27 protein-coding genes, 1 pseudogene and 2 riboswitches are annotated in these 22979 nt (G+C 45.6%); of the genes and pseudogenes, 8 read left to right on the top strand and 20 right to left on the bottom strand.

The window, feature by feature from the left end; all coding sequences use genetic code 11:
• Positions 1–3 precede the first annotated feature (3 nt).
• The 3 genes from gcvH to AF333_RS08645 form a co-directional block, all read right to left on the bottom strand.
• Positions 4–396, bottom strand: coding sequence for a glycine cleavage system protein GcvH (gene gcvH, locus AF333_RS08655; protein WP_043066651.1), 393 nt, complete (start codon positions 394–396; stop codon positions 4–6).
• 168 nt (positions 397–564) lie between these two features.
• The gene (gene gcvT / locus AF333_RS08650; protein WP_043066652.1) at positions 565–1659 is read right to left on the bottom strand and encodes a glycine cleavage system aminomethyltransferase GcvT; all 1095 of its coding nucleotides are present in this window, start codon (positions 1657–1659) and stop codon (positions 565–567) included.
• Between the two features lie 87 nt (positions 1660–1746).
• A riboswitch (glycine riboswitch) is annotated at positions 1747–1853 on the bottom strand.
• A 3-nt stretch (positions 1854–1856) separates the two neighbouring features.
• Positions 1857–1947: riboswitch (glycine riboswitch) on the bottom strand.
• 305 nt (positions 1948–2252) lie between these two features.
• On the bottom strand, positions 2253–2435 hold the full coding sequence (locus AF333_RS08645) for a hypothetical protein (RefSeq protein WP_043066653.1): 183 nt from the start codon (positions 2433–2435) through the stop codon (positions 2253–2255).
• Between the two features lie 272 nt (positions 2436–2707).
• Between AF333_RS08645 and AF333_RS08640 the strand changes: the two genes are divergently transcribed.
• Positions 2708–3073 (top strand): hypothetical protein, encoded by a 366-nt coding sequence (locus AF333_RS08640; RefSeq protein WP_139188949.1) that lies wholly within the window; start codon positions 2708–2710, stop codon positions 3071–3073.
• A 111-nt stretch (positions 3074–3184) separates the two neighbouring features.
• Positions 3185–3571, top strand: coding sequence for a potassium channel family protein (locus tag AF333_RS08635; RefSeq protein ID WP_074715066.1), 387 nt, complete (start codon positions 3185–3187; stop codon positions 3569–3571).
• Between the two features lie 40 nt (positions 3572–3611).
• Here AF333_RS08635 and AF333_RS08630 read toward each other — a convergent pair whose 3' ends face one another.
• Positions 3612–4496: a YitT family protein gene (locus tag AF333_RS08630; RefSeq protein WP_043066655.1), complete on the bottom strand. Its 885-nt coding sequence runs from the start codon at positions 4494–4496 to the stop codon at positions 3612–3614.
• Positions 4497–4787: 291 nt separating this feature from the next.
• Here AF333_RS08630 and AF333_RS08625 point away from each other — a divergent pair, with 291 nt between their 5' ends.
• Both AF333_RS08625 and AF333_RS08620 read left to right on the top strand, forming a co-directional pair.
• On the top strand, positions 4788–6509 hold the full coding sequence (locus AF333_RS08625; protein WP_043066656.1) for a DEAD/DEAH box helicase: 1722 nt from the start codon (positions 4788–4790) through the stop codon (positions 6507–6509).
• Positions 6506–7330 (top strand): YqhG family protein, encoded by an 825-nt coding sequence (locus AF333_RS08620; RefSeq protein WP_043066657.1) that lies wholly within the window; start codon positions 6506–6508, stop codon positions 7328–7330. Before AF333_RS08625 ends, AF333_RS08620 begins: the two co-directional genes overlap by 4 nt.
• 156 nt (positions 7331–7486) lie before the next feature.
• On the opposite strand, the gene AF333_RS31625 is transcribed toward AF333_RS08620, so the two are convergent.
• The 13 genes and pseudogenes from AF333_RS31625 to AF333_RS08560 form a co-directional block, all read right to left on the bottom strand.
• Positions 7487–7651 carry a YqzE family protein gene (locus tag AF333_RS31625; RefSeq protein WP_074715063.1) on the bottom strand — a complete coding sequence of 55 codons (165 nt, stop codon included), beginning with the start codon at positions 7649–7651 and terminating at the stop codon, positions 7487–7489.
• Between the two features lie 125 nt (positions 7652–7776).
• A complete protein-coding gene (locus tag AF333_RS08615; RefSeq protein ID WP_139188948.1) occupies positions 7777–8199 on the bottom strand; it encodes a pilus assembly PilX N-terminal domain-containing protein in 423 nt (140 codons plus the stop codon).
• The gene (locus AF333_RS08610) at positions 8183–8545 is read right to left on the bottom strand and encodes a ComGF family competence protein (RefSeq protein ID WP_235496262.1); all 363 of its coding nucleotides are present in this window, start codon (positions 8543–8545) and stop codon (positions 8183–8185) included. Before AF333_RS08610 ends, AF333_RS08615 begins: the two co-directional genes overlap by 17 nt.
• A gap of 68 nt (positions 8546–8613) precedes the next feature.
• Positions 8614–8988, bottom strand: coding sequence for a type IV pilus modification PilV family protein (locus AF333_RS08605; RefSeq protein WP_043066660.1), 375 nt, complete (start codon positions 8986–8988; stop codon positions 8614–8616).
• Positions 8989–9001: 13 nt separating this feature from the next.
• Positions 9002–9442 (bottom strand): type II secretion system protein, encoded by a 441-nt coding sequence (locus AF333_RS08600; protein ID WP_043066661.1) that lies wholly within the window; start codon positions 9440–9442, stop codon positions 9002–9004.
• Positions 9429–9788, bottom strand: coding sequence for a competence type IV pilus major pilin ComGC (locus AF333_RS08595; protein ID WP_043066662.1), 360 nt, complete (start codon positions 9786–9788; stop codon positions 9429–9431). The genes AF333_RS08600 and AF333_RS08595 overlap by 14 nt, the downstream gene beginning before the upstream one ends.
• A 1-nt stretch (position 9789) precedes the next feature.
• Positions 9790–10842, bottom strand: coding sequence for a type II secretion system F family protein (locus tag AF333_RS08590; RefSeq protein WP_052812133.1), 1053 nt, complete (start codon positions 10840–10842; stop codon positions 9790–9792).
• Positions 10790–11911, bottom strand: a pseudogene (locus tag AF333_RS08585) (GspE/PulE family protein). Before AF333_RS08585 ends, AF333_RS08590 begins: the two are co-directional and overlap by 53 nt.
• Positions 11912–12029: 118 nt before the next feature.
• A complete protein-coding gene (locus tag AF333_RS08580; protein ID WP_043066664.1) occupies positions 12030–13991 on the bottom strand; it encodes a c-type cytochrome in 1962 nt (653 codons plus the stop codon).
• 123 nt (positions 13992–14114) lie between these two features.
• Positions 14115–16229 (bottom strand): hypothetical protein, encoded by a 2115-nt coding sequence (locus AF333_RS08575; RefSeq protein WP_043066665.1) that lies wholly within the window; start codon positions 16227–16229, stop codon positions 14115–14117.
• Between the two features lie 149 nt (positions 16230–16378).
• Complete coding sequence (locus AF333_RS08570) at positions 16379–16825, bottom strand: universal stress protein (RefSeq protein WP_043066666.1); 447 nt, start codon at positions 16823–16825, stop codon at positions 16379–16381.
• A 135-nt stretch (positions 16826–16960) separates the two neighbouring features.
• Positions 16961–18097 (bottom strand): HD-GYP domain-containing protein, encoded by a 1137-nt coding sequence (locus AF333_RS08565; protein WP_043066667.1) that lies wholly within the window; start codon positions 18095–18097, stop codon positions 16961–16963.
• Between the two features lie 257 nt (positions 18098–18354).
• Positions 18355–18660, bottom strand: coding sequence for a YlbG family protein (locus tag AF333_RS08560; protein WP_043066668.1), 306 nt, complete (start codon positions 18658–18660; stop codon positions 18355–18357).
• 142 nt (positions 18661–18802) lie between these two features.
• Here AF333_RS08560 and AF333_RS34885 point away from each other — a divergent pair, with 142 nt between their 5' ends.
• Entirely contained in the window at positions 18803–18985 is a 183-nt protein-coding gene (locus AF333_RS34885) for a hypothetical protein (protein ID WP_235496260.1), read from the top strand.
• A gap of 63 nt (positions 18986–19048) precedes the next feature.
• Here AF333_RS34885 and AF333_RS08555 read toward each other — a convergent pair whose 3' ends face one another.
• Positions 19049–19519 carry a YlbF family regulator gene (locus AF333_RS08555; protein WP_235355901.1) on the bottom strand — a complete coding sequence of 157 codons (471 nt, stop codon included), beginning with the start codon at positions 19517–19519 and terminating at the stop codon, positions 19049–19051.
• 43 nt (positions 19520–19562) lie between these two features.
• Positions 19563–21509 (bottom strand): hypothetical protein, encoded by a 1947-nt coding sequence (locus AF333_RS08550; RefSeq protein ID WP_043066669.1) that lies wholly within the window; start codon positions 21507–21509, stop codon positions 19563–19565.
• 170 nt (positions 21510–21679) lie between these two features.
• On the opposite strand from AF333_RS08550, the gene AF333_RS08545 reads away from it, so the two are divergent.
• Genes AF333_RS08545 through AF333_RS34125 form a run of 3 tightly spaced genes read left to right on the top strand, consistent with a single transcriptional unit; the run spans position 21680 to position 22734 of the window.
• Positions 21680–22168 carry a PaaI family thioesterase gene (locus tag AF333_RS08545; RefSeq protein WP_043066670.1) on the top strand — a complete coding sequence of 163 codons (489 nt, stop codon included), beginning with the start codon at positions 21680–21682 and terminating at the stop codon, positions 22166–22168.
• 50 nt (positions 22169–22218) lie between these two features.
• Positions 22219–22554, top strand: coding sequence for a hypothetical protein (locus AF333_RS08540; protein ID WP_052812135.1), 336 nt, complete (start codon positions 22219–22221; stop codon positions 22552–22554).
• A gap of 18 nt (positions 22555–22572) precedes the next feature.
• On the top strand, positions 22573–22734 hold the full coding sequence (locus tag AF333_RS34125; protein WP_158502463.1) for a hypothetical protein: 162 nt from the start codon (positions 22573–22575) through the stop codon (positions 22732–22734).
• A 48-nt stretch (positions 22735–22782) separates the two neighbouring features.
• On the opposite strand, the gene AF333_RS36735 is transcribed toward AF333_RS34125, so the two are convergent.
• A complete protein-coding gene (locus AF333_RS36735) occupies positions 22783–22911 on the bottom strand; it encodes a hypothetical protein (protein ID WP_268753611.1) in 129 nt (42 codons plus the stop codon).
• Positions 22912–22979: the final 68 nt, after the last annotated feature.

The raw sequence follows: 22979 nt of genomic DNA, 5'->3' as shown, positions 1-22979 counted from the left end.
GTCTTATTCCTCCTCTTTGCTAAATGCTTCGTACTGCTCCGCTGTCATCAATTCATCCAGTTCTGCCGGGTTAGCCAGCTTGATAACTACCATCCATCCTGCGCCATATGCATCCCCGTTAATCGTTTCTGGAGCATCTTCAAGCTCCCTGTTCACTTCGACGACTTCTCCGCTTACAGGCGAATAAATATCGGACACAGCTTTTACCGACTCGACAGTCCCCATACTCTCGTCCGCCTTCACTGCGGTACCTTGTTCCGGCAACTCGATAAATACGATATCGCCTAGTTGCTCCTGTGCGAATTGCGTAATTCCGACGCGTACACATTCGTTATCCAATACTTCTACCCATTCATGTTCCTTACTGTATTTAAGTGCTGCTTGTGCTTGGTTCATCCTTGTCTTCTCCCCGATTTCCTTTGCTAGAGGAAGTTCAAAAAGTTCGGGAAATAGTTCTGCGAATTTCTGCGTTGCATTGCCCTACGCTCCGTTGCTCAGGTCTGCCACGCCTTGAACTTCACGACTCTGTTTGTCCTCCTTTTTGAACAAGCTCTGCTAGTTTATTTATGTTCGTTTATAAAACGGTGTACGTATAATTTTTGCTTTCACACGTTTACCGCGGATTTCTACCTCGATTTCTGTATCCAGCTCACCATATTCACGCTTGACAAGCGCAAGCCCAACATTTTTCTTAAGTGTCGGCGATTGGGTGCCTGTTGTCACTTCACCTATTTTTTCTTCTCCTACGTAGACATTATAATGCGTCCGCGGAATGCCCCGTTCCATCATTTCGATTCCAACAAGCTTGCGTGGTGCACCGTTTTCCTTCTGCTCCTTGAGCGCATCCTGTCCAATAAAAGGAACCGGCTTGTCGACTTTTACAGCAAAGCCCAGACCCGCTTCAATCGGACTAATGTCTCGGCTCAACTCCTGTCCGTATAACGGCAGACGCGCTTCAAAACGAAGCGTATCACGCGCGCCCAATCCGCATGGCAACACATCTTCTCCTCCGACTTCGAGAATGCTGTTCCATAACGTAGGCGCATCCTGCGCCTGCATATAAATTTCGAATCCATCTTCCCCGGTATAACCAGTGCGTGACACAAGTGCAGAAATGCCGGACAACATAACATTCTGTTTAAAATGGAAGAAACGAATTTCAGCCAGATTTGTATTAGTTAGCTTTTGCAGAACAGTTTCTGCTAATGGTCCCTGTACTGCCAATTGAGCCGTCTCATCCGAAATATTACGAAGCGTCATATCCCCTTCCGCGTGTTTTTGCATCCAGTCATAATCTTTCTCGATGTTCGCGGCATTAACGACCAATAGATAGTGTTCAGCCCCCAGCTTATAGATGAGTAAATCGTCTACCGTACCGCCGTCCGGATAGCACATAATCGAATACTGCGCTTGACCTTCGACTAATTTGGATGCATCATTCGTAGCTATCTTCTGCAAAAAAGCAAGCGCATCCGGCCCTTTTACTTCCACTTCACCCATATGCGATACATCAAACAATCCAGCTTTCGTACGAACGGCTTCGTGCTCTTTTTGAATGCTTGAGAATTGTACGGGTAAGTCCCAGCCGCCAAAGTCAATTGTTTTAGCCCCATGCTCTTTATATAAGGAATAGACAGGCGTTTGTTTCAAAGCAGACATTCATCTCAACCTCCCATGTTTTTGGCTTTACAGTGACAGACACTTTCTTCCCCATCAAAAAAGGACAGAAATAGGGTATTCCCCTATCTCTGTCCTTTGTACCTGAGAGCTACCCGGTCCCAGCCTGCATTACACAACACAGCCTACTGATCGGTTTCCCCTTTGGTGGCCCATCCCATGGGCTCTCTCCAGAGTTGCGTCCCGCAGAAGTACTTTTGCCTGAGAGATTAAAAGGTGTGCTTGCTCCTTCGGCGACGCGCCCAGCGCGTTCTCTCCCTCTGCCTTCATCCGCACAATATTTTATTATTAGCAAAAATCAATATGTAATCACTTATTATCGTACCATGAATCAACCAAATTGCAATATTTTTTTCATTTTTTCATTAACAAACAGCATATATTCATCTAAAACGTTTGCTTTTATCCGAAAAATCATGAGTCATCCAATGAAATCATCTGTATTTTTATATAAAAGACGAACATTAAACAAAAAACTCACGCGCGGTTTTCAAGTAATACAATCGGAAGAAACCAGATGTCTTCTTTACAAAAACAGAGTGGAATTTTTCTTCCACTCCGTATTACCCTTTGCTTTATTTCTTATTCTGCTTTCGTTCCCACACACACGTATAAATCGGTTCGGCTTTCGTCAGTATGATACAATCGCCTTCCAGAACAATCTCAATTGCGCCGTAACCGAGAATTTCTTGAGCCTCTGGCGGCAGCACTAAATTCCCCTGCTCATCGATTTGGCCAAGCAACGGTTTATTTTCCATCGGTATGTACGCCCTCCTTATCACCCAGTAACCAATTAGCCGGGCTTTGCACTTCCTTTATTATTTCATCTCTCGCTTCTTGATTCAACACTTAAACAAATCATGACCTTTTAAATCAGGACCTAAGACTCATTTTATTGACAAAAATAATACAATACAGGAAAATTTACCGAGAAGATCTTATTATATAGAGTATGTGAGAAATTTTACCTCAGTTTAGAAGGATGTGAAGCTGAATGCTATCCAACTGCTCTGCGTGCGGGAAACTATTTATGAAAGTTTCTAAGCCTGTCTGCCCGGATTGCGCGCGTCAAGAACTCGATACGGTTAAACGCATTCGCGACTATTTAAAACCGAAAGAAAGAAGGAATGCTCCCGTTCTTCAAGTCTCGCAGGATCTTGATATTCCGGTCCGCTACATTGAATATCTTATTCGGGAGAAATATTTCGATCTTACACGTTATCCCAGCATGCAATATAAATGTAAGAACTGCAATACTTTAATCACGTTAGGCGAATACTGCAGCTCATGCGCCGAAGAATTGCGCAAAAATCTACTCTCTACTAATGAAGATGCAGAAAAAAGCAACAACGACAACAACGATCCTGACGGAAACTTCTATAAAACGCGATTATAATAAGCCTCTCTTCCAGCATACATATGTACAAGATAGAGGATAAAATTAAGAAATTCCTTGCTACATCCTCTATTCCTTTACTCTAAATATATATGCTGTGGATGTGAGAAAATGAAACGATCAATTATCGGGCGCAAGACATGGCATAATTTTTTAGTTCTCTTTTTGCTTTATATGAATCTTGTACTTTCCTTCGGGCTTATCTATTGTCTGATCGAATGGTCAGGTTGGGGATTTATTCTTGATCATTATGCTTCCTATGCCCATCAACAGCAATGGCATGATCGAATCACACGTTCTTTTTACTTCAGTGCAATTACGCTTCTATCGGTCGGATATGGAGACCTAAGTCCGTTCGGACTAGCACGCGGTGTGGCAATATTGGAGGCAATGATCGGCTATGTACTTCCAGCCGCGCTCGTTATTAGATATTTCACGCTTCCTGGTCCTGAAGGACGAAAGTTTCGCCTATCGGGATGGAGAGCGCCAAAAAAGTAAAAGGAGGGAGAGGCCTATGTGCCTTCCCTCTTTTTTTCGTTTAGTGAATGTCACGTTTTTTGAAGTTTCCCCCTTTCACATTATTGATTGAACCAACAGCCAAAAACGCTGCTTCATCGATATCTTCAATGATAGACCTCAGCTTCGCTTCTTCCAGACGGGTAATAACACAAAAAATAACTTTTTTATCTTCACCGGTATAGCCGCCTTCCCCATTTAGATAGGTAACGCCGCGCCCAAGACGCGCCAACAGCGCATCTCCGATTTCATGATGTCTGTCGCTAATAATCCATACCGAGCGCGATTCATCAAACCCTTGAATCGTGACATCGATCATTTTAAATGCGATATAGTACGCGATAAGCGAATACATTGCTCGATCCCATCCAAAAATAAAACCTGCACTGCCAAGAATAAAGAAATTGAAAAACATGACGGTTTCGCCTACAGAAAATGGTAATTTTTTATTAAACAAAATTGCGACAATCTCCGTTCCATCAAGCGATCCTCCATAACGGATGACCATTCCAACACCGATGCCAAGGATAATCCCACCGAAAACGGCAGCTAACAGCGGATCCCGCGTCAATTTCTCTACCGGATGCAAGAGCGCCGTGCCAACCGACATTGCAGCAACGCCGAGCAATGTTGAGAGCGCAAATGTTTTTCCAATTTGTTTATAGCCGATAAACAAAAACGGCAAATTTAAAAAAAACAAGAACAAACCAAGCTTCATGCTAAGCAAATGAGACAAAATAATGGAAATTCCTACGATGCCACCATCAATAATATTATTTGGTACAAGAAAAATTTCTAACCCGACGGAGACAAGCGCCGCTCCTAGCAAAATAAAAAGAATGCGCTTCGCGACTTTTGTAATCGAAAGCCGCCTGTGCACACGCTTATGCTCTGGAATGTACTCCACAGCCTCCCTCCTGTCCTTTTGGATTTGTGCATTTTCTTATGTATTGCACCAAAATCGCATGCTTATACTATGTAAAAAGTGTGAACTCTAGTTAGGCGTTCGTGTCACTTCCTTACGGAAAAAGATAGTGAACACGTATACACATACGACTTTTTTCTTCCAACCTATGGATAATTAACGGGTGTGACATACTTTCTCTCTTTTTTGGTTATTCTATGAATACGAAGCATGTACGTACCCATAATCGCTGCGGCGATTAGAAGCGGGAAAATCAAAAAGGTGGATGTCAATATGACGGAGATTCCTATTACATTTCAGAGGGATTGGATCGATCATTTCAAAACAAGAGTGCAGGAAGATGGGCCATGGCACCATCGTGAACTGTATCGCCTGGCATGGGAAGCGACGCACGCATCCGCAGTGAGTGATTTCAATGAGCTTCAGTGCCTGCGCCACCTCCCGCACTTAACCCCTCTTCCTCATCAAATTGAAACAGCGCAGAAAGTCATCTGCGATATGCATGGCCGCGCTCTGCTTGCCGACGAAGTAGGCCTTGGCAAAACGATTGAAGCCGGTCTTATCCTGAAAGAGTATATGGTACGAGGTCTTGTAAAGAAAGTGCTTATCCTCGTTCCTGCCTCGCTTGTTGTACAGTGGGTACGGGAGTTGAATAGTAAATTCTCCATTCCTGCAGTGGCACAGAGGAAGGAATATATGTGGACACAGTACGATATCATTGTTGCTTCTATCGATACAGCCAAACGCCCTCCACACCGTGAAATCGTGCTCAACCAGCCGTACGATCTCGTCATTATCGATGAAGCGCACAAACTCAAAAATAAGAACACGAAAAACTATCAGTTTATCCAGGAACTGAAGAAAAAGTACTGTCTCCTGCTTACCGCTACACCTATTCAAAACGAATTGGACGAATTGTACAACTTGATTACGTTGCTAAAACCGGGTCATCTGGGACAGTCGGCGCAATTTCAGCAAAGCTATGTTGAAGGCAAACGTCAGGTAAAAAACAATGAAACACTCAAGAATGAGTTGAAAAAGATTATGGTACGCAACCGGCGCTCAGACGGAAAAGTCGAGTTTACAGCCCGCCATGTCATCACGGTACCTATTGAGCTGTCAGCGGAAGAAAGGCATCTCTATGAGAGTGTAAGCCGCTTCGTGCAAGAACAGTATCATGGCGCAGAGGGCGGATACAAAAACCCGCTTGCCCTTATTACCCTACAGCGCGAAATCTGTAGTAGCCGAGATGCCGCATTTATGACACTTGTTCATATGCATAACCGCGCACCTGAGTCATCCCCACTCAGACGCAGCATCGTCGAGCTCATCGAACAGCTAAAGCAAGTATCTACGAATCAAAAAGCGGAAAAAGTTATCGATATTATCAAAGAGACAGACGACAAGGTTATTATTTTCACCGAGTATCGAGCCACACAGGAATACTTGCAACATATTCTGGCCCAACACGGTATTACGTCTGTTCTATTCCGCGGCGGGTTTAAGCGCAGCAAAAAAGATTGGATGAGCCAGTTGTTCGAACAGCGAGCACAGGTGCTCATTGCTACTGAAGCAGGTGGCGAGGGAATTAACCTGCAATTCTGCAACCGTCTGATTAACTACGACATGCCCTGGAACCCCATGCGTGTAGAGCAGCGCATTGGACGCATACATCGTCTCGGTCAGACGCGTGACGTCTACATTTATAACCTTGCGACCCAAGGTACAATTGAGGAGAAAATTCTAAATCTGCTCTATGAGAAAATTAACCTATTTAAGATGGTCATCGGCGAATTGGAAACAATTATTGATCGCCTCCATCTCAACAAATCTCTCGAAAAAAATGTCATCGATATTCTGCTGTCTTCAAAGAGCGAAGGAGAGCTTACCATTAAGATGGATAATCTAAGTCAAGTCATCCAATCCGTGCAGAACAGTACGGATTCTGTACAAAAAGCAGCTGTCGATTCATGGGAAGGGGCGGTGCTTCCATGAACCAATCCCAGGTACGCTCTTTCCTGGAACGATATTTCAACGCCCACCAGGCGCGGTATGATGAAACGCATCCCGCTTACTTCAAAGTCGAGCTTCCGCCGGAAGTGGATAAAGATTTAGGGAATCGGCCATTCTATTGGACCTATGTAGAACGGTTGAATCTGGAGCCACAACCTATGCATATGACATTCGTGTTTGAACGTGAGGCTCTTCCTGACGGGGTTCATGGAGAAGATATTGCTTTTGGCTCGCCTCGTCTTCAGCAATTTTTTGCATCTGCACGTCGTCATGGTCGCTATATCCGTCTCTATGAACACATTCCGTCTTCTCCTGCATCAGATGTACAAGATGCGCTTACACCATGGCTCGGAATTAACTATAAAGTCTCATTCATTTGCGACCGTAAAAAGGACCGGCTTATCTCACTGGGCATCAACCTTATCCATGGGCAGATCGAAGAGAATTTCTTCGAAGCACTTGAGCAGCGCAGTATGCTGCCAGTACTGCCCGATTACGCTTATACGATGCGTCCAATTTTCAGTACCGATTCAGCCATCCAGCGTCTGGAACTCCATGTCCAAAACGCTATCGCTGAGGAGGATTCTTCCTGGGCCGAAGAAGCCCGGCAACGGCTTGCGGCAGAGCTTGCACAAATCGATCGATTCTACGCAGTCAAAAACGCGGCAGATAAAGATAAGGACGAATTCTCTTTTGAGCATAAAGAAAAGCGAATAGAGGAGCTTCGGTGGCAATACGAACCACGCATTGACGTGGAAATGATAAACGGTGGACTATTTTTTCTCCACCACCATTATACGTAAAAAAAGAAAAAGTTAAGAATAAACCTCACACGTTTTTCAAGTGATACGCTCGGAAGAGACTATATGTTACTTTCCTGCTTTACAGCTACACATAGTTTCCTATCCATAAAAAACCGTCCCTGCATTCTTATCTGAACGCGGGACGGTTACTTCTCTTTATTTCTTCTTGCGCCGGATAAACATACCAATGGCGAACGGAAGCATGCCGAACCAGCGGTACATGAACGCTTCTTTCGGTTTCTTCACTCGTTGCTCTTTCGGTGTCTCCATGTATTTGACGAAACGTTGAGTTAAATATTTTACGTATTCCTGAGAAGACATCGTATGCGCCCCCTTGTTCTAGCCTGTTACTTACAGCGTATCCTTAAGCAACTAGTTTCAATCGCCTACCGCTACGAAACTGTAATTTCTGTTGGCATCGTTTCCGTGTCGGCAGCATCATTCAATTAATTGCTAAGTCTGAACTCACTCCATTCTGTAATCTTTCCTGTCGGTCTGTTCATCACTGCCCACAGTCGAGTTGAATAAAGCGACATAGCGTTTGCGCTCACCTGTATCCATACATCATCCTTCCCGCGCGGCTCCACTAGAACGCCAATCGTCACATCTTCGATATGATATTCCCGCCATGTGTAATCATCAGGCTCTCGCAGCATGCGTTCAGCGGTAAAATACACGCCTGCTTCAGCGATATAATGCAGCCGCATTCTTTCCTGCTCATTGCGTGAGACAGGGCGCAGCTGGCCAAGAAACATAAGGACATGCAATATGACAATAAGCATAATCTGTACATATACAAGCACGACAAACAATGCGGCACCTCGCGGATTTGCTACGCAACTACGCATTCTATCACTTCGCTTCCACACGCTCTACTCTTTTTCCGATAAATATACTTCCTTTCCATACGGTGCCATCCTTCTCCATTTCAACATAAAATCTGCACCCTTTCTCCCCCGCTTCCACTTGAAATGTACGAACATACTTGGTTAAGATAATATACCCTTCCATGCTTACCCGCCGCACAATTCTATTCCCCACCTTTTCATACGTAGCAATTAATCCGCTAATGCTCTCCAGGTACAGTTTATTACCTGCCTTTTTGAAATTGCTGCAACGATGAATCTCTTCTTCCATATAGGAAAAAAAACCTCGCATCTCCGTCTCCAATATCACTGCGTCCTTGGCCCGGACAGCATGCCGCTGCACTTCCATAAAACAATACAGAATTGACAGTAAGACCAAACATAGTATCACGGAGGAGAGCAACGTTTCCAGTAAAGTTATTCCTCGATTATTGCGGATCGAACCAAAGGCATAAATCGGTAGCCTAAAAATCCGATACGTCGCTCGCCTACCCATTCGCTTTCCCAAAATACCTGCACCTCACACCTCTCCACCATTTCTGTGACGTTTGTAGACGTTATCTGAATACGATAACGCTTCCCTTCTATCTCTCTATCATCGGTTTCAACCACAAGTCCAGCTTTCCACTGCTCAAGCAATGAATATGCCAATAGGTATGCTGTCGCCTCCGTACTTCTCTCTGCACGCTCCCTCACCGATACGTGAAGTACCTGTTGGACTGCGAGCACGAAAATGGCAAACAACGCGAGAGAGAGAAGAGCTTCTATATAAGTAAATCCATCTTCCTTCATTTTTTCTCCCCTGTTATTCCGTATTAACCGAGAATCGTCCGCTTGCCATGTACACAGTCACCTTCTTTTTCATACTGTTTGGATACACGATAGAAATGGTCCCTGCCTGAATGACATGCCCCAGCTCATTGAAGATAATGGTTCCATTCCTAAAGTTATTCGTCACGGAGAAGCCAGCCGGGATCATCACTTTCTTCTTTTTGAGCTCCCACATTCGCTGTACGGTATAAAATTCGCTTTGCGGGTAAAAAACAATTCGAACTTGCCCCCGATAGCTCAGTGCCTCATTTGCGGCAAGATATATATCCGCCCCAAGCATGTCAATAAATTGCTCACCCTGCATATGCCGAAACGTATGGACAACTGAGGGGAGTGCAATACAGAGCATTCCTCCAAAAATGGCGAGCACAAGCAGCACTTCAATCAAACTGAAGCCGCTGTTACGGATTTTCATGTTTACTGCACTTCACATTGATTTTCTTACCGTCAGCCGAAATCTCTACCGCATACGTTCCGTTGGCAGGGCAAACTGGCGCTTGTCCCAAATATCCTTTGTCTGACAATTCATTGAGCGCTCCTGAGGCTGACGGATAGCTGCCCCCGTTCTCGATAGCATAAGCTTCAAGCGCAGTTGCAACCATGCGTTTATTCACTTCGCAACTCCGACTCTGTGCCTTGGCGATAGCACCTTTATATGTAGGTAACGCCAAGGTTAAAAAAGTTCCGATAATCGCAATAACGATAAGCAGTTCAATGAGCGTAAATCCAGCTTCCAGGTTATACTTTCTACGGGTGTTCATATCATTTCACCTCATTCATCATCTGTAGCACAGGCAGAAAAAACGACATAACTACGATAAATACGACGCCACCGACACCAAGCAAAATCAACGGTTCTAGCCAACGCATCATCCTTTCGATTCGCTGCTTGCTATGTGTTTCAAGCTGTTCGCTATAAAATAGCAGACATTCACCAATTCTTCCGCCCTCCTCCCCCAACTCAATATAGCGGATAAGCTCTGCGGTAAAACACGAATGTCGCCGCAAAGCATTGCTCAAAGTATGACCTTGCCGCAACCGTTCTTCGATTGCACACGCTGTTTCCCTCAGAAAAAACCAGGGAGCTTTCGTTTGAAATAAGCGGCATACTTCCAGAATGGATATGCCCGCTTCCAACAAAAGACCTGTCTGTACAGCAAAATAGTGGCTGTACTGCAGCATAATCCAATGCCGTACAACAGGAAGTTTCAAGAGAAGAGGTACCAGCCGACGCTTTTTATGAAATACAAACACCGTACACAAGACTGTAACAAACATACCGACTATCGGCGTGTAATACGACGGAACAAGCAAAAAAACGTTCATAAACCAGCGAGTCAATGGTGGAAGTGAAAGATTCATCGTGTCATACATCGAGGAAATATGCGGCAAAATCACATGAAGTAGGAACCAAAAGCACACAACTGATAGGGCAAGCAATAGAAGAGGATAACTAAGAATCTGATATACTTGGTGCTTCCAGGCGGCTCGCCTGTGATAATATCGGGCGGCAAAAGTAAAGCTTAAAGCATACTGGCCATGTTGTTCTCCGGCTGCAACAAGGGAAAGAAATAACGGCGGTACTCTCATTCTTTCAAGCGCTAAAGATAGAGGGGCTCCTGCTTCCAGTCGTTCCAGAACCCGTAGCAATTGTTTCCTTTCCGGGCGGGCAAAATGATGGAGAGTCAACTGAAGGCTGTCCAGTAGAGGAATTCCTGCCTCTAATAAATAAGATAGTCGCTGACTTAAGCGTGCCAATGACTCATCGGACCATCGTATCTCCCTCGACATGTACTGCATAATGACTTTGCTCAATCCGCTCTGCCACTCCTTCCGTTATCTTCTTCTCCAAGAGCAAGGACAAAAAAGTGAAGTCTTTCTTTTGCAAGTGACGCCGAATTGTAGCAGCAGAGCAGCGATTTAAAATATAAGGGTGAAGCTCTTCATCTATCTCCAGCACCTCATAAATGCCGACTCGTCCATGAAATCCTGTACTATGGCACGCAGAACAATCCCCTTGTCCATAACATTGTCAGCACCGTTTGCGAATAAGACGTTGCGCCACCACACCGGTCAGCGCCGAATTGACCAGATATGGATCTACTCCCATATCTAGCAGACGAAGTACGGTTCCTACCGAGTCAAGCGTATGGATGGTGGAGAGCAGGAGGTGACCGGTAAGCGCGGCACGCACTGCCACCTCTGCCGTAGGCTTGTCTCGGATTTCGCCGACAAGAATGACATCTGGGTCCTGACGCAATACCGCTCGAAGTCCTTCATGAAAGGATAGGCCCGCGCGCGGATGAATCTGCACTTGATTAATACCTGGAATCCGATACTCGACCGGTTGTTCCAGTGAAACAATATTGCGGCCATGTCGCTGTAGCTCATGAAGCATCGTATACATCGTTGTCGTCTTGCCGCTACCGGTCGGTCCCGCGATAAGAATCATTCCTTGCGATCTCGCTAACATCTTTCTTATCTCGAATACATTCTCTCCACTCATACCGAGCGAACTCAGTGATTGGTATTTTGTCTCATGCGGTAATAACCGAAGTACGATTTTTTCTCCATGAATGGTCGGAAGGGTAGCAACACGCACGTCAATCGAGCGCTCCTCCGCTTCTTCACCGGTTTGAAAAGTAAAACCTCCGTCTTGAGGCAACCTCCTCTCTCCAATATCCATTCCGCTCATCAACTTAATACGTGAAACAGTAGGCGGTCCCCATCCTTCTTCTTTCGTTTCAATTACTTGCAGGTAGCCGTCCATTCTGAACCGCACAACAATCCCTTCAATCGTCGGTTCAAAGTGAATATCACTAGCCCCCAATTGAATTCCTTTCCTAATGAGCGCTGTCACATAGTCAGTCACATCTTCAACCATTCTATCTCCTCCTTTTTACAAATTATACCATATTTTACCAAATAAACAGCTATTTTCGACAATTTCCGAAAAAAAAGATACCGCACCTTGAATGGTACGGTATCTTGCCTTCTTTCTTCTATTCGATAGAATTTACGTATTCGATTAGCGCTTCCTTCTCTTCTTTTGTTAAAGCTCCTACGTTGCCATGCTTCCCTTCTTTATTTCGCGTTGTTAACACATCGGATAATGTCTTGGCGCTACCATCATGAAGGTACGGAGCCGTTGCCCATACTCCTCGCAATGTAGGTGTATCGAATACGTTTTTACTACGCGGATTCGTGTATCCCGCACGCGGATCGCCTTTCGTTCCCTTATCGAGCGGAGTAGAAGTTCCTACGTCATGGAGGAATTGAGTATTGTCTGTCGTCAGCTTGCCGTTTGCGTCCACCGCTTTTACACTATCAGTCATCGTATCACCCGCATGACATGTGATGCAGCCTGCTTTTCCTTCAAACAGCGCCTTGCCCTGCTCCGCTTTTGCAGTCAATGTTCCGTCAGGGTTACGATATGGACTTTTTGGTACCGGGTATGAATCCGGATATTTCAAATACTCTTCTAGTGCCTTGAACATGTCTTCTGCTTCAGGAGGCAGAGGTTTTCCCGGATCGTACGCTGTTAGCCCTCCCATTTCATCCTGGACCGTCAGCAAATAGTCTGTAAAATCATCGCGGCTACCGTCCCACATAAACAAACCAGTCTGCATTGCCAGTACATTACTCGGTACATTGCGCGGACCTTTTGGCGTCGTTAGTGTTAGACCATTTACATCTCCATCCGCATGGCAGGATGCGCAGCTCATCCAGTTGTTCCCTGTAATCGGCGCAGCAAACTCATCCGCATTCCCGCTGAAAAATATCGTTTTTCCTTCACGTACCCGTGGTGGCAGCGAATCTTTGGCAATCAGCCGAAGCGTATCAGGTTTGGCCTGTGCTTCTGCATACGGGTCACTTCCCCCGGTATCCACACTAGCCAGATCATGACTCATTGCATTATGAATGTATAGACGCTCCCCGTCATTTGAAAGCGTCATACCTCGTGGATTGTTGCCCGGAATACGACGTACAAGCTGCGTAGCATTACCGCCTCTATTCAAATCGAATACAAGGAGGTCCTCGCTGCCCGCCAGCAGTACAAATGCCTTGCTCCCGTCAGGTAGAAACACTACATCGGCCGGATTTGAAACGATGATCGTTTCGTTTTTCACATCTCTTACATCAATCTGTTCAAACAATTGCTTACGTTTATCTTTAATTTCTTCGTCTTTTTCCAAATCAATCACCGACACGGCTGGAAAAACGGTTTCCTCAAAGTGAATTGGCGTGTCTACATTGGTAAGCAGGTGCGGAACCCAGGCTGTTTTGCCATCTGGTGCAATTGTGAATTGCTCAACCGTATTTGGAATGCCCTGGCTCTTTTTCCGGTCTTCTTTGTCCGGCGAAGGTGCAAGCGCGATAACTTTTTTCACTTTGGTATCCTGTGTTCCAATTACACTAATATGACCAGAAAGATAATGAGTCACATACAGCTTATTACCGTCAGCGGTTAACGCCAGCCCACGCGGCCTCTCCTCCACTTTAATCGTTCCTGTTACTTTTTCCTCGTCTGTGTCAATAACAGAAACAGTAGATGAACGGTAGTTGGCCACATATACCTGGCTGCCATCCCGATTTGCTAGCACACCGAACGGCTCAATGCCAACCGGAACAGAAGCTGTTACTTTTCTGTCCTTTGTATTAATGATATCGACTTTGTTATCAAACATACAGGTTACATATAGTTTGGATTCATCTGGACTAAGCGCCAGCTGGCGCGGTTCCCTGCCAACTGGAATTTCCGCAACTACTTTATTTTGCTGCGTATCCATTACGGTTACCGTATTAACATCAATGTTGGCAATATAAAGAAGACTGCCGTCCTGTTTTTTCACAATGCTATTGCTAGAGGCCGGCACAGTACGCTGAACCCTTTCTTTTTGTCCGCATCCGCCCGCTAGTACAAGCACAAGCAGAATAACGGCATAAATCCCCCATTTTTTCATCTTTACTCTTCCTCCTTAGTTGCCCTTATGCAGCTCTGCTGCGCAAAGTAACGTTTGGCATACGTCTCGCGCGTTTTTCAAGTGATATGATCAGAAGAAAGGGAGAGGCTCTCTCCCTTTCACCTAGTTTCCTTTTTTCACTTCAACCGGAACTAGCACCGGTGCAATGCCATGCTGGCCGTGCCCAGCCTGAATTTGTGGCACGTTGTCGCCGTCTGTATTACCCGACTTGTCGCCTTCTTTATAGAAGTCTCCCGTGTCCCAGAACTCACTGACTTGCATGCCCTGATCAAGTGCTGGTCCGTCAATTACTCGATCATAGAAATCCACATATCTGGAAATGACCGTTTTTCTCTCCAGCTCTGGCAGCTTCTCTTTATCAGACGCTACATTATGCAAGGACGCGATCGCCATACGAAAAGCGCCGGATACAGCACCAGCCGTAAATGCATCATATTCATACTTGTCACCCGATGTTTTATATGCTTTTGCCTCTGGATCCCACATCTTTTTATCCATAGCCACATATATTTTGCGGGCAGCATCACGATATTTCTCATCCTTTGTTGCCAGGAATGCGGCTGTCAGGCCGCGGATCGCTCCCGTTTGTGCCATCAGCGTCGGCGCCTCCGGATCTTTTCCTTTGCCGATAGTCCAACCGTTCGCTACCAATCCGCTCTCGTCCATCATATTGGCAATCAGGAAATCGGCTTGCTTACGAATCATGGCAAGGGATGCTTTCCCTTCTTCAGTGCCAAGACCTTTGGCATCGTCTCCACTCGCATAACCAACTGGAAGTCCGTCAATGGCGCGCTGGAAGATACGTAACGATTCAAGCGTGTAGCCTGCATCGAATGTGTCCATGTGCTGACCCTGCTGCTTGCCGTCATGCTCCGTGACAAAAACGCCTTCTTTACCGTTCCAGTGCATCACTTCGATGTTTTTGAATACCTGTAGCAGAATGTCGCGGTTTACTGAAAACGGATCGTTTCCTGCCACATCGTTGTCTGTTCTACTGTCAACATTTTGCTTCGGTGCTGCTGGGAACGGCTTGCCGTCATAGACCGCCCGGAACGCTGGATTTGTATTTGAATTCGCTTCCCGCTGATCTGTCATACCAAAAAATTCAGCTGCAGGCCACAGCATAAGCCATTGGTCCTTAAGTATGCTGCGTGGATCTTTTACGGAAAGAGCTTGTGCATTCGTGTACTCTTTATCCCCATTTTCTGTTACCATAACGGCGTGCGGTAAATAAACCAATTGCTTTTTCGGATCGTATGCGGTGCCTGTCGCTTTTTCAAATTTTCCTGTTTGTGAATTGTAGAACAATGAATCACGGATATAGGAAGCTTTGTTCCACATCTGTTCCGCAAGAATCATGCCCTGCATTCCGTCGACAGAGCTGACACCGAGGCGAATATTCGGATCTTTATCATCTGTGGAAGTCTTAGCCTCTAACTCTTCATCCGTATCTTTCTTATGTGTACCGCCCAGAAAATCGCCTGCCCATAGCGCTTGTTTCAAGAATGTCGCGCCATATGCGGCAGGTGTAAGCGTTTTGTCCATTTTTTCGCGATTCCAGCGCAGGCTCGCGAAATCAACCTGGTATTTCGGAATGTATGTACCATTTTCACCATCCGCATATTTTCCTGTATCGACAGGTTGTATGTAATGCGGATCACCTTTACTATATTCAATAAATGTCGGATACATATTACGAGTAATTTCTTCTGGAGCATATCCGACTGTATCAGCCAATTCCACGAAACGCTGTGCTAGCAGTTCGTTCTCTTTTTTGCCTGCTTGCTGTGCTAATCTCTTTATTACCGGCGCATTGACAAGATGCAGCCCCAAACCGGATTTCTCCACCACTTCATACATTGCTTCTTCCGAGTATTCGTACGACTCGATTCCGGCTGTATAATCGAACACAGATGGTTTATCCACTTTGGCAGGGTCGAGCACATCCAAATCCAACCCCAGCGCCTCAACCATCGGCTCGCCGGACAATTCAAATTCTGCATAAGCGAACATATTTCCTGCAGTATCAAACGTATAGTCTTTTACCGGAACCGATACCGCCTGTTTCTCTTTTGTTTTTCCGTTTTCTGCCTGACCTGTACCTGCAGCTTGTTCAGCTGCTCCGCAGCCGCTTAAAAAAGCAAGGACGGATGCGAGTCCCAATGACATAACTACACGAAACGGATACTTTCTTTCCCCAGTCGACACTTTTGTCATTCCCCCCGTTATTCCTCTTGTTTTCACTTTCATCATGAAAATGATTCTCATTATCTAAATTAAGTATAATCAGCTTATTAAAAAAATCAAGAAAAAAATGAATCCCGCAAGTAAGCGGAGATCCATTTCACTGTACTACCTTCTTTATTCTATTTCACAATCAACACTGGGCAGCTCGCGAGCTGAGACACTTTGTGGCTAACGCTGCCGAGCATCATTTCCTTAAGTCCGCTTAGCCCCCGGCTACCGATAACGATTAACTGATATGCGCCTTCTTGCGCCTTCTCCACGATTTGACGAGCCGGATCTCCTTTAACATAAAGAGCTTCTGTCTTGACGCCCGCTGCTTCCGCTTTAGCTTTCGCCCGACCAAGCAGTTCTTCGCCCTCTTTTTTCATCGCTTCATTAAAATCGATGTCGTATTCTCTTGAAATATACGCCATCTCGCCCACCATGTACGGTGGGATGGCTACTTCTTTTCCTACATACAGCAGACTAACCTGTGCATCCTGTTCCTTTGCGATGCTTACCGTAGCCTCCAATGCTTTGTCGCTCATCTCAGAACCGTCGATCGCTACCAAAATTTTGTCAAACATTGTTTCTTCCTCCTCGCTGTGGAACTTCTCTATTACTTCTTCATACTTTATTGTACAGCCACTTTTTAGCACTTTCTAGCGAATCAAAGGAGAAGTTATAACAATTTCAGTACGCTTTTCGTTCAACGGCCACACCTAAACCATATCATATGTATATTCTTCCTCTTCACAATGGTCCGTTTGCTTGAATCTCGGCCACTTCCCTTTCTGGTAGAGCGAAAGCGCAGCAGCGGCAACAGTCGGATGGAACTGCGTCCCCGTACAACGACGGATTTCCTCCATGCCCTCTTCTATTGTTTTCGGTTTATTGTATGAGCGAGAGGATGTCATCGCATCAAATGAATCAGCTACATTTACGACGGCCGCAAGAAACGGAATTTCCTCTCTCTGTAAACCATGTGGATATCCCCGCCCATCATACTTCTCGTGATGGTACAGAATAATATCCCGCACACCCTTCAGCTTTTTTAATCCGCCAATGATGCGTGCGCCTTCCATTGAATGGCCTTTCAATTCCAGCCATTCATCCTCGGTTAGCTTTCCTGTTTTATTCAGGACGGCAGAAGAGATATGAATTTTCCCAATATCATGCAAAAGCGCCCCGTATTTGAGAGTAAACATCTCTTCCTGACTAAGCCCTAATTCTTTACCGAGCGCAAGCGAATACATCTGCACGCGCGTCGAATGTCCGAGCGTATAGGAATCCTTGCTGCCAATCGCCTTGGCAAGACTGGTAACCAGTTCGTCTAGCACCGTCTGTTCTTCTTTTTTAATCTGTTGAAAGTGTGCAATGAGCAGATTGGCCATCACGCCGAATACGGGTAACATGAAAATATGGGATAGCACATAGACTGATGTTCCCCACATCCCCTTATAAAAATACGTGTACCCGCAGTCATATGCGATAAGAATAGCAACGGCTAGCAATGAATATAGCAGTCCGACCCGCTTCTCATCATATAAACCAATTGATGCGATGCCCAAGTATATAAGAATCAGATATGGACTTTCTCCCACTCCGCCAGTCACCCACATATACCCCATAACAAAAATGAAATCAAGCACCCGGAGCCTCTGTTCGTTCACAGCGAGAAACGCTTCCGCTTTTTTGCCTTTCCAAGTATATATGACAATTTCAATCGCCCACCCGGTCAGTGTTAGTCCCCAAAAAACAACCGGCGAAAATGTGGGATGGTGCTGTACAAAAAAATAGGTTAGCGTAATTACACTTAAGGAGACAAAGCGGAGTTTGCTCTTAATATGATTCTGCATAATCCCTCACCCACTTCATCTTTCTCTTTTTATACGGGCGGCCCGTGTGCAAGCTTTGTCTGCCTGAACCCCTTCATGCGCAAACAAAAAAGCAACCTGCCCAGGTTGCTGGCTTCCAAAATTAGTGCGTTTTTTTCTGGTCGTCGCTTACTACAATGTACATAATAAAACCAAGCACTCCCGCGGCAAGCAGGAAAATAGGAATGTTCCACATCCAAGTCACCGGGCCGTCCCCTCCCCCTCAACTCTACTTACATTTATTCTCCCCGTGTAATCGATAGAATTTGAGATTCTTCCATCTTGTAGTCGAATTCTTTCGCCTTATCCGGCTTCGCATTATCGTAATGAACCGGTATCTCGTGACGATGCGATTTCTCCACCCGCGTCACAAAATCAAGCCTGGAAATACGTTCGATCGTATCTTCTAGCGTATCTGCCGCAGTATACATCGACACATAATTCAGACGACGAGATATGTAATGAACATTGCCAAACTTTCGTAGATTACGGGCCGCTTTGGCGCTTTTAACATAAACAGCCAGCCCGACACGGCGTTCCCTCATTCTTTGACTCTCCTTTTTCGTATAGTAACATCAGTGATATTCGTTATCAAGGACCTACCTATAACAATAAGTGACAACTTTATTACTGGAATAACAGACAACATACACCAACTTTCCGCATGCTCGAGTATAACCATATAGCATGCTACTCAAGGCAGAAACGGGCCGCCTGATTGCTCGGGCGGCCCTACAGCGGCGGAAGGGGCTGCCTACCGCCTTTGCTTCTTTTATCCCGGTCCAATGGGCAGTTATCTCCGACTTCAAGTATGCTACGTGGGAGATAACTGCCCCTAAGATCCCGATACGTGTAACGAACCATCAATAGGTGATAATGAAAACCCTAAGCTGATGGAAGTTTTATTTAATACCTTGCACCTTCATGCGTCGGCTATTTTGCAGAACAACCGCAGCTACCTCCTGTGCCGCATCCACCGCTTCCACAACCACCCATCATCTGATATAACGGATTATTGCTTGGCACTTTAATGCTTTCAGATACGGCATCCGCAATTACGCGACTAACACGATAGAGCAATTCATCCAGTTCGTCCTCAGCCTGCCTGAACGCGGCCACAGACTCCACTCGCTCCATTTCGCGCTTTTTCTGGCGAATTTCACGTGTAACTTTATTGTAATCCGGGTGGTATTTCCCGAATCGCTGTACTTCTTCGTACGCTTCCTTCATCTGATTAAAGGAGGCTATTTTCTCTTTGGCTTCCGGGTCCTGTTCCATTCGCTGACGGAATTTCAGGTACCGCTTCATCTCTTTGGAACCTGTAAGCTGCTCGCCAATAAGGTGAGCTCGCTCCAACGCTTCATGAAAATCGAGCGGCGACAAAGTCATAGTCTGGCTTGACATAATCTCACCTCGATATTATTGTATCACGTCGCTTATTCCCTGCCTAGTCCCGGCCAGGAAGCAAAGGAAACTTGAGCTTCACCCTCCCGATCTCTTCTAGATCTACATTTTGTTTGTCACCGTGAGAGCTCAGCGTTAAGCGATAGCGTCCTTCTTCGTTTTTTATATCTACTATACGTATAGGTTCCACAAGCTTTCCGTCAATTTCCGCAGATACAGAAATTCCAAGATCCCTGGCAGTAGACATTAGCTTGCGAAGCGTTGAATGATGGTACCTCTGAAAATTTTTATGCCAAATTGCAGGCACTTCCTTAAGCTCTGGAAGCACATCCGTCAGTAAAGGAAATACGGACTCGACTTTGTATCCACTTTCTACAGATACCAAAGAAGCTTCTGCAGATTCAAGCTGGGGAACTTCTTTCATTTTTAGTTTGGCCCCATTGGATTCACTTATACGCAAGCCTCTGCCTGCTAACACTTGCTGTAGTTTCTCCTTGCTCGATTCGTCTATCAGAAAATCATAATTGTTTAATCTCTCCCTCAACCCACCCGTCAAATCGGGTTCTCCCGCCAGCCAATCCGCCGTTTCAACATCAGGACAACGGAGTATCGTGACACGCATAAATGTAAGTGGTACATCACCACTCATCCATTGATACGTCTGTTCTCTTACATTTGCTGGCACATCCGGCTGTATTCGCTCCAAAATTCTGAGCAAACGTCCTCTCTCTTGTTCAGATTCCATTTCACAGGCTTGTACGGAAGTTTTCGTCAGTTGAAATCTCCATACTTCCTGCTGTTCCTCAAGCGTTGCATATCGCCCAAGCTGCCAGCGTACATCATATGGTGCGTGCGGAAGGAGCAGTATTTCAAATGTCGGCTGTACGTAGCCGGTTCCTTCCCATACGGCTTCTCCTTCTTCCTGTTCAGAAGCAAATAATGCTACGTTCCAACTAAATACAGCGGCCTCTTCCTCTCCTTTTCTTATCGTAAATCCAAAAAGCGAAAGTATAGGAGCCACTTCCTTCACAAAAGCTTGCCAGTGTTCATTCTCTGTAAAAGAAACAACAGAGCCTAACAACGTGCATTCCGCTTCACGCAAAGCATGCAAGGAAAAAGTCTGACCGCCGGCAGCTTCCATCCAGTCAAAAATAACAGAGTAGCAAGGATGAAGTCGGCCTACCATTTCTTTTACCTGAAGATAAAGACGCCGCTGCACTTCCGCTTCATCTCCTCTGAATACTTCTGTCGTACGTTCCTCGTCTACTACATATTGCATTCCTTCATCTGATGAATGCTTACGAAGCATACCGAGCGTCAGCAATAATTCAAGCAAAAACTGCTCCCTGGCCTCTTGTTCACCCGCTGCATCCGGCATAAGCGGAAGAAACATCTCTTGCGGATACGGGACAACGTTTTGCCATACACGGCGTGTTTTCATCGTTATCGTCCCTTTCTTTGTCAAACCAATCGGCTGATATCGATGCATCTGCAAGAGCCGAAATACCACTCGGGCCAGCGGAGTGGACGATGTATCCCAGTCGCAAGCAACCTCACAAGCTGGTATAGGGTGTTCACGCATAAAGCGTGGCAGTAGCCAGGAACGATACGCTGTCTGTACATCATTCGGTAAATAATACGCAAGCTCGCCCCATAGCCGGCGCAACGTATATATCAAGCCACGTTGTCTGAGTCCAGTCAAACCGCTGTAAATCGCAAGCTGCGAATCTATTTTGGCGTGTTCTTCCATCTGACGATACGTCATCATATCGGTACCGACACGAAACAGAAAATGGAGTAGCACCTCTTTTTCCTCTGTCGTAAGTGAGCGCCAGACACGCTCTATTGCAGTGTGGCTCGTGATGTGCCGGGCAATGTCCTCTATATCAAGCAAGCCCCCGTCCGGATGCGCGGACGGCCATTCATTTTCTTTGACCAGCCGTCGAAGCAGACGTTCATTAACCTGTTCTAGAATGTAACGAATTTCCATAGTTCCACTCCAATGTATACGTAAAAAGTACTTACAGTACGTAAGTATACACATTTCTTACCGTGTATTAAAACAAGATAAAAGCATACTTGAAAATTTAACGCTTTCAATTTTCTATTATAATGGAATAAAGAAGCGAAACAAACTCATCGGAGGGAGCAAACCACTACATGCGTAAAGATCAAGAAGCATTACTGGACTTCATGCAGGACATCCTGGCAAACGGTACGGAAGACGAGGAACAAATTCTCTACCTGGCACGTCAGGCAATCGAATATATGCGGGAACGAAAAACAGCGTACCTGCCCGGATTTCTAGGCTTACAGGGCGAATATCTTGAAGATGGTACCTATCGGTTCGAAGTGCCGATTACTCCGTTTATGCTAAATCAGATGAAAGCGGTACATGGTGGCATTACCGCCACTCTGGCGGATTCCGTTATGGGAGCGGTAGCAAGTCGCTCGACCGGCTACAAAGTCGTAACGACAGAAATGAACGTCCATTATCTTACCCCAGGTACAGGTGATCGACTTATCGCCACCGCCTCCGTGCTACGGCGTGGCAAAACCCTATGTGTGTGTGAATGCAAAATACATAATGAACAAGGGCGTCTCGTCCTTGCCGGCACAGGAACTTTTTATCTTGTCGAGCCAAAATAAGCGCATTCTCTCCGCTCCTGCATAATGTAACTACAGGAGGGGGGAAGGGAATGGCCAGGAAAAAGCTCTCAGCCAATACAACCCGTAGCAATAGTAAAGCTAAGGCTACAGCCAATTCCGAATCCGCCTTTCACATTGGCAAACTTCTATCCTCCAATAATCTTGAACTCGTCACCGCCTTGCTTCTCCTATCCGAGAAACTTAAGGTTGATAGCATTGAACTGGATCGAAGAGGGGGCGTCCTAGTAACCTTGGCGGGCGAATTTCAAAGTAACACAGATGAAGAAAACGAGCGAGTTAGCCATTTGGCTTCGTTTTTAAAAAAGAACGGAGATATGACCATAGATGAAATCTTCGCTGTGTTTAAAAAGCGTCTTTCGGAATAAAGGAGGTAGATCGTGGGGATGAAAGAAAATCAAAGCGGTAAAATGCAAAATGGAAAACAGAAAAATTGCACTTCATTTGACGGAGAGCAATTTTCCACGTTTATTCTGTTGATTATTCTTATCTTCCTTGGTTTCTTTGGCTCTAGGGATATTGAGCTACCAGAGTTACCCCTTCGTTAATTGTAAAAAAGGACCCGCTCGACAAACGGGTCCTTTTTATCTTCATGCTTAGTACTGGAAACCATTGAACAGAAAGACAAGCACGACAATGATAAGGATAATCCAGATAATCTCCACTCCGCCATCGAAAAATCCGCTCATGGCCCGTTCCTCCCTTCCGACACCTTCTTGTATCATCGTATGTAAAAGCCCCGGCAAGGGAGATGCAGCAAGCGCCTATTTGTCTTACTGTGCTACATATTCCA

Source organism: Aneurinibacillus migulanus (assembly GCF_001274715.1).
Classification (GTDB): domain Bacteria; phylum Bacillota; class Bacilli; order Aneurinibacillales; family Aneurinibacillaceae; genus Aneurinibacillus; species Aneurinibacillus migulanus.
The sequence above is the reverse complement of the archived record's forward strand: the minus strand, read 5'-3'. Positions and strand labels throughout refer to the sequence as shown.